The sequence below is a fragment of the Flavobacterium sp. UGB4466 genome, assembly GCF_903469665.1.
GTDB lineage: Bacteria > Bacteroidota > Bacteroidia > Flavobacteriales > Flavobacteriaceae > Flavobacterium > Flavobacterium lipolyticum.
Genome location: NZ_CAGKLC010000008.1, coordinates 1 through 6,567, shown reverse-complemented (window position 1 = coordinate 6,567; position 6,567 = coordinate 1). Strand labels below are relative to the sequence as shown.

General features: G+C 31.7%; 8 protein-coding genes. 4 read left to right on the top strand and 4 right to left on the bottom strand.

Annotated features, from left to right (window positions below; translation table 11 throughout):
* Positions 1 to 327: 327 nt before the first annotated feature.
* A complete protein-coding gene (locus JO950_RS03810) occupies positions 328 to 768 on the top strand; it encodes a DUF6146 family protein (RefSeq protein ID WP_202701321.1) in 441 nt (146 codons plus the stop codon).
* 33 nt (positions 769 to 801) lie between these two features.
* A complete protein-coding gene (locus JO950_RS03805) occupies positions 802 to 1,119 on the top strand; it encodes a DUF6787 family protein (protein ID WP_202701320.1) in 318 nt (105 codons plus the stop codon).
* A gap of 152 nt (positions 1,120 to 1,271) precedes the next feature.
* Here the strand turns inward: JO950_RS03805 and JO950_RS03800 are convergent, their stop codons facing one another.
* A complete protein-coding gene (locus tag JO950_RS03800; RefSeq protein WP_202701319.1) occupies positions 1,272 to 1,565 on the bottom strand; it encodes a hypothetical protein in 294 nt (97 codons plus the stop codon).
* Between the two features lie 96 nt (positions 1,566 to 1,661).
* The gene (locus JO950_RS03795) at positions 1,662 to 2,384 is read right to left on the bottom strand and encodes a phosphodiester glycosidase family protein (RefSeq protein WP_202701318.1); all 723 of its coding nucleotides are present in this window, start codon (positions 2,382 to 2,384) and stop codon (positions 1,662 to 1,664) included.
* Between the two features lie 132 nt (positions 2,385 to 2,516).
* Here JO950_RS03795 and JO950_RS03790 point away from each other — a divergent pair, with 132 nt between their 5' ends.
* Together JO950_RS03790 and JO950_RS03785 are read left to right on the top strand one after the other, a co-directional pair.
* Positions 2,517 to 3,182 carry an ABC transporter ATP-binding protein gene (locus JO950_RS03790; RefSeq protein ID WP_070906761.1) on the top strand — a complete coding sequence of 222 codons (666 nt, stop codon included), beginning with the start codon at positions 2,517 to 2,519 and terminating at the stop codon, positions 3,180 to 3,182.
* A 38-nt stretch (positions 3,183 to 3,220) separates the two neighbouring features.
* A complete protein-coding gene (locus JO950_RS03785; RefSeq protein WP_202701317.1) occupies positions 3,221 to 3,985 on the top strand; it encodes a TIGR02757 family protein in 765 nt (254 codons plus the stop codon).
* Positions 3,986 to 4,037: 52 nt separating this feature from the next.
* Here the strand turns inward: JO950_RS03785 and JO950_RS03780 are convergent, their stop codons facing one another.
* Entirely contained in the window at positions 4,038 to 4,433 is a 396-nt protein-coding gene (locus tag JO950_RS03780; protein ID WP_202701316.1) for a hypothetical protein, read from the bottom strand.
* Positions 4,434 to 4,600: 167 nt separating this feature from the next.
* A complete protein-coding gene (locus JO950_RS03775; RefSeq protein ID WP_202701315.1) occupies positions 4,601 to 6,214 on the bottom strand; it encodes an HNH endonuclease in 1,614 nt (537 codons plus the stop codon).
* Between the last annotated feature and the right edge of the window lie 353 nt (positions 6,215 to 6,567).

Below are 6,567 nucleotides of genomic sequence, written 5' to 3'. Positions count from 1 at the left end.
ATCTCAGAATCTTAGCACCTCAGAACCTTTCCTCACAAACAACCTTTCTTTATTGATCAAAACCAAAAATCTTAGCATCTCAGAACCTTAGCACCTCAGAACCTTTCCTCACAAACAACCTTTCTTTATTGATCAAAACCAAAAATCTTAGCATCTCAGAACCTTAGCACCTCAGAACCTTTCCTCACAAACAACCTTTCTTTATTGATCAAAACCAAAAACCTTAGCATCTCAGAACCTTAGCATCTCAGAACCTTTCTATACAAACTGTTAAATACCTAAAACCTCTCCTCATTTATTCGTAAATTTAAGTCTCAAACAAAATTTATGAAAAAATCCCTCTTTATATTAGGCCTTCTGTTTACCATAATAGCCTGTTCGACAGCTTCAAAAAATACGGCTGCTACAAATACAGGCGGCAAGTCTACTGCCGCAGTAAACGATACGGTACGAATTGCCAACGATTCTTTAGAGTACGAAGTGATCATTATCGATAACGGCTTTAGTACCTGGCTGGCATCAAGAGCACTTCCACGAAATTATTACTCTTTAAGTTATCTCGAAAACAAAAACAATCTGTACGTAACCGAATGGAACAATCGTGTTTTACAGCCACAGCGCTACAGTCCGAATTTATATGAAATGAGAATTGATTATCAGCCAACGATTCATTATGGTTACGAAGTAAATTACCTTATTTATAACTATATGATTTATTTTCAAAATACTTACAAACAAAAGCTCGGAGGCTATGTTCCTATAAGATAATGTTCTTATATTTGTAATCGTTATAAATAAAGAATGAACAGACTAAAAAAACGTTGGGGCATCACCTCAAATGTACAAGCCATAATCATACTAATTGTTTTTGCCATCACAGGATCGGCATCTGCATGGCTGTCTAAACCTTTTTGCGTCTTGCTAGGCATTACCAAAGAGGATTTCGGAGGCTGGTTTACTCTAATACGACTGTTAATTATTTTCCCGATCTATCAGGTTTTACTGGTTGGTATCGGTACCATATTCGGACAATTCCGTTTCTTTTGGAATTTTGAAAAGAAAATGCTTAAAAATATGGGACTGGGATTTTTGTTCAAAGATTCAAAACCTCAGTCTTAATTTACCATAAAAGAGGTAAAATCGATTAAAAAAGATTTAAGATTGCTGATTAACGATTTTTGATCTCGTGTTGTTAAATAACGAAATAGTCGATTTTATAATGTCGTAACTATCTGAAATCAGCAATCAAAAATCTTAATTCGCATTACTCTTTACCCCCTTTTTGAAAAAAAGTAAGTATAAATCCAGGTTATGGTAAAGGATGGAATAATATCGGTTCCCGGAAGTATTTCTTCTATAAAAGTTAAAACACTCGCTACTTTCCCTACTCTTCCCGGATACATTTTGGTCATTATAAAAGCTGCTATTGGTGCCCAAATCAAATCGGCGGGCTCAGCAAAACCTAGTATACTGTAAGTCAGCATTCCAATTGCATCCAATGCCAGACCCAAAAGGAGTTTCTTTGTTCTATCGTCGTTCATTACTTTGGCTTCCTGCATTTTCATTGTATTTAGATATTCGAATTTAAAAAGAATTCTTTAAAACAAACTTATTTTCTAATGGTAATTTGTTTCTTAATTCCCATATAATAAACCTTTTAATTATTCTTTTTTTTCTGTTACTGCAAATAACGCACCAAAATTTCCGTCGGTCTGAATCCAATTTTCTGAAGGCACATACGCACGCGATACAAATCCATCCAGATACAACGCATTTTTACAACCTAAGCTTTTGAAATAATTTGCAAAATCATAAAAATTTATTTCCTTTTTCGACAATACAAAAATTACTTTTCCATCTGGTAAAATCCCTACTCCATTTCGAATATTCAAATTACTCGAAGCTTTATTAAAATCAGGATGAATTTTTCCGTCAATAACCAACATTGGGCCGGATTGAGTTGCATATTCTATTGTATTATCATTGCGAAAATCTTCTGTTTTACAAATTCTGGCAATTCTTTTTGTTGTCAGATAAAAAACACCATTTGGTTTTAAGTAGAAATTACCCGCTGCTTTTAAGGTATCTAAAGCAACCAGAATCTCTTGTTTTTCGATATAAAGACCTTGTGGCGAATTATCCCTTTTATACATTCCGCCATTCATGGCAAATTTTAGCGTTGCCTTGTTTTTCTCCAACCAAAGTTTGAGGTTCTCGATGCTTCCAAAATTTCCTCCTTTATCATTCTTCCAATATAATCTTAAATCTTGTTCTTTAAGATCGGCTTTATACACCACAAATTGATCATCAGCATATACTTTGACACCAACAAATAGCCCCAGAAGTATAATTATCAAAACTAATATCCCAATTTTTGTTTTCATCTCGCTAAATAATTTCTCATAAATGTAGCATAAAATTTCAATACCCATTTAAATAGCTTTCTTCATAAAATTCTGTTACAACCCATTTTGATATCGGAAGAATCTTTGTTTCTTTGTAGAAACAGTTTCAAAATGATCCACGCAAAAAACATACATAAGTTCTACGACAAATTAGAAGTTTTAAAAGGAGTCGATCTGCACATTAAAAAAGGTGAAATTGTTTCGATTGTGGGTGCGTCCGGTGCGGGAAAAACAACTCTTTTGCAAATTCTGGGAACACTTGACAAGCCTTCAGGATTAGAAACCGAAACTTCCTTAACCATAAACGGTCAGAATATTTTAGAGCTGAGTGATAAAGCATTATCAAAATTCAGAAATCTGAATTTAGGATTTATTTTTCAGTTTCATCAGCTTTTACCTGAATTTACAGCATTAGAAAATGTATGTATTCCTGCTTTCATTGCCGGAAAAAAAAATACTGAAGTAGAAAGCGAGGCCAAAAAACTTTTAGATTACTTAGGGCTTTCCCATAGAATTCATCACAAACCCAATGAACTTTCAGGAGGAGAACAGCAAAGAGTTGCTGTAGCAAGGGCGCTAATCAACAAACCCGATGTTATTTTTGCAGATGAACCTTCCGGGAATTTGGACACCCATTCTGCCGAAAATTTACACCAGTTATTCTTTCAGCTTCGTGATGAATTTGGACAGACTTTTGTAATTGTAACTCACAATGAAGAATTAGCCAATATGGCGGATAGAAAGTTAGTAATGGTTGATGGATTAATTAGTAATTAAAAACCTTCAACAATTAGGTTATCTCTTTCCTTTACATTATGACACAAAAAGAACTCAAAGAATTTCTTGACGAAAAAGTCACCCAATACAACAATCTCGATTTTATCGAAAGTGATCCTGTGCAAATTCCACATTTGTTTTCTCAGAAAGAAGACATTGAGATTGCAGGTTTTTTGAGTGCCACAATTGCCTGGGGAAATCGCAAGATGATTATCAAAAATTCACATCAAATGATGGAATTAATGGGTAATACTCCTTATGATTTTGTGATGTCACATACTGATGAAGATCTGGAGCGTCTTGAAAACTTTGTACACCGTACTTTTAACGGAAAAGACTTTAGCGGCTTTATAAAAGGATTACAGCACATTTATAAAAATCACAAGGGTCTTGAAGCTGTTTTTGCCAAAAATCAAGAAGTAGACGGCTTACAGAAAAGCATCAGTGAGTTCAAAAAAATATTCTTTGAGATTGATCATTTGCCCCGAACTCAAAAACATATTTCGGATCCATTAAACAATTCCGCAGCAAAAAGAATCAACATGTACCTGCGCTGGATGGTACGCCAGGATACCAAAGGTGTTGATTTAGGTATTTGGAAAACCATTTCACCTTCATTATTATCGTGTCCGCTCGATGTACATTCCGGTAATGTAGCCCGAAAATTAGGGATCCTAACCCGAAAACAAAATGATGGAAAGGCCTTAACAGAACTCGATCTTAAACTCAGAAAAATGGACCCTCAAGATCCGGTAAAATATGACTTTGCTCTTTTCGGATTGGGCGTTTTTGAGGGATTTTAAATTATTATCTTTTTTAAACGCCCAAAAATTCCCTAACCAAAATTATACTTTTTTAAAGATTGATATAATTTATTGGATTTGAATTTCCTCTAACAAAATAATGTTTGACCGACTTAAGAATATATTTTTCTCTAATTTCTTTCGGTGCAGGTTTTCCTGTAAATTCGTAACGTCCAATCAAGCTTTTTGTTGAATTCAATTCTGGCTTGTCATTTATTTTTCTGCTACTGTCTGTTGTTCCTGCTTTGTGCCAATCTTCAATTTCATAAACTTCTTGAACAATACCTCTAAAAATAGCAATTGCATATTCGGCATTCTTTGCCCTATTTGTATTTACTTTCCATCTTCCACGAGTATAATCATAAAGTGCCTGTCTATCCATTGATTTTTGAAATGTTTTATTAATTCTAATCAAAATAGCTTTCTCTTCAATTTCAGTTGCTAGCATATTCTTCGGTTTTGGTTCTATTTAAAATTCAAGTTTTGAAAACATGCTAAAGAGTTTATGCTGTTAGCTATTTTGTCACTTTAACAGGAGAGTATTTATAGTAAAAATAATAATTTATAATTCTATTCAATATAGAGACAATTAGAAAGCATATTGAGCGTAAAATATTATTCTTCCTCTAAAGGTTGTATCATTTCAACATAGTTAATTGGTTTCGCTAATACAGGAACATTGTCTATAGTTTTACCATGTTCGAAAATTTGTCGCCAATAATCATAATTCTTTTTTCCTGCAAAAATTGTTCCCGCCATTCCTCTATCTTTCCAGAGTGGCAATGATTTTAAATTTTGTATGAAGTTTGTTATGTTAATCCAGAGTTGTTCGTCAAATTTTTGTTGAAATAAAGAACTTTTATTAAATTTTTTACCTGTATTACTAAAATAATTATTGATTACATCACTTACATAACTTAACCAATTTATTAAAATTTCCTCTTTACTCATACGATAGGCTATCAAATGATTATCGGAAATATCCATATCTTTTCCGTCAACTATTTTACTTTCAATTCTTGCCACTCCAATTTCAGGTTGAAAGTTTGAAACATAAATTTCTTCTGCTATTATATTAAGAAGTTTTATTGTCTGTGAAATTTCTAATTCTCTTGGATTTAGCCCTTCATCAGATTTAAAATTAATTGGAGTTGATAGTAAAAGTTTACTGTCAACAAAAACGGATAAAAACGATTTATCAAAAGCGCTATATGAAATTGGAAGTTCTTTAGCTTTACCATCTCTATCAATATAGTCTTTTAACTTGTTTTCATTTGCTTCCGTAATAGAATGTTTAATACTATCAATGATATACTTTTTAATATTGGCATTGTCTCCCTTAAAATAGTCAACTAATTTTTGTTCTGAGAAATCAAAATTATCTTCCTTGAAATTATGGTCTTCTTGATATTTTTTAATTCTTTCGTAATAAAGAGTATTATTTAGTTGTCGCATGATAGATTTATCAAAGGCGATTTGGCTTAAAATACTACCCGCATTAGTATTTGTTTCGGTTAATCTGTCAATATTAGGTTCAATAAAAACCCTTAATAAAATTCTTTTGTTCCCTAATAATATCTGAGCAACGGCTTTATGCTGTCCATCAAAAATTTTTATCTTATTGTTTTCAATTCTTCCTAAACTTAAATGCAGTTGAGGGTTTTTTTTGTCAAATTCTTTAACTAATTTGCTTATGCTATTATTTATTCCCCTTGGATTAATTAATTCGTCGTGATAAATATATTCAAGCGGAAATGAAATAAAACATGTTTTTTCGTTGGAAATAAAGTCTGTATGAATGTCTGTCTCATAAATTGTATTATCACCTAAATCCGAGAAACTATAAGATATTTTTTCTTTATCTACATTGTATTTAAAATCAAATTTAGAACCATTATAAGCAAGTAAAAGATGTCTCAGTGATGCAGATTTGTTTTCTTTTTCTAAAGTATCATCTTGTACTTTTTTAAGTTTAAAAAGTGTTCGTGCAATTTTTAAGTCAGCATCTTGTTTTGATTTATTACAACTTTCGTGCGTTACGGCAAAATTTTCTTCGCTATCTTTCCCTTTATTAGCCAAAGGCTTAATATGGTCAATATTTGAAGTATGAAGTTTAAAATCAATTTTATCGTTACAAATGAAGCAATTTTGATTTTGGATGTTCCATAATTTCTCAGTTAAATCCTCATGATCTTCCTTTGATAATGATTTAAGGTATTTTGATGCCATAATTTACTTTTTAATTGTCATTTATTTTATTAATGAATCGTATATTTTTTTTGGAGCGAAATCATAAATAAATTTTCTCTGAAGTATAATCATTTTGAAGTATAACCTAATATCTAAATCTCAAGCAATGGTTATTAACTAGAGTGCTTTTTTTTATGTTCTTACCCTTAATTTTTCTAATTATTTTTTCTACGCTTCTATTTTTTCAAACATAAAGAATAAAAAGTAATCACCCTTAGGTACTTCTACCTGTTTTATTAGCTCTCTTTTTATTTTTTTTTATAGTAAATTGATTTTTACCGTTTCAATAATAGAACTAATTATCAAATTCAATTTTGTTAATTTTATAAATG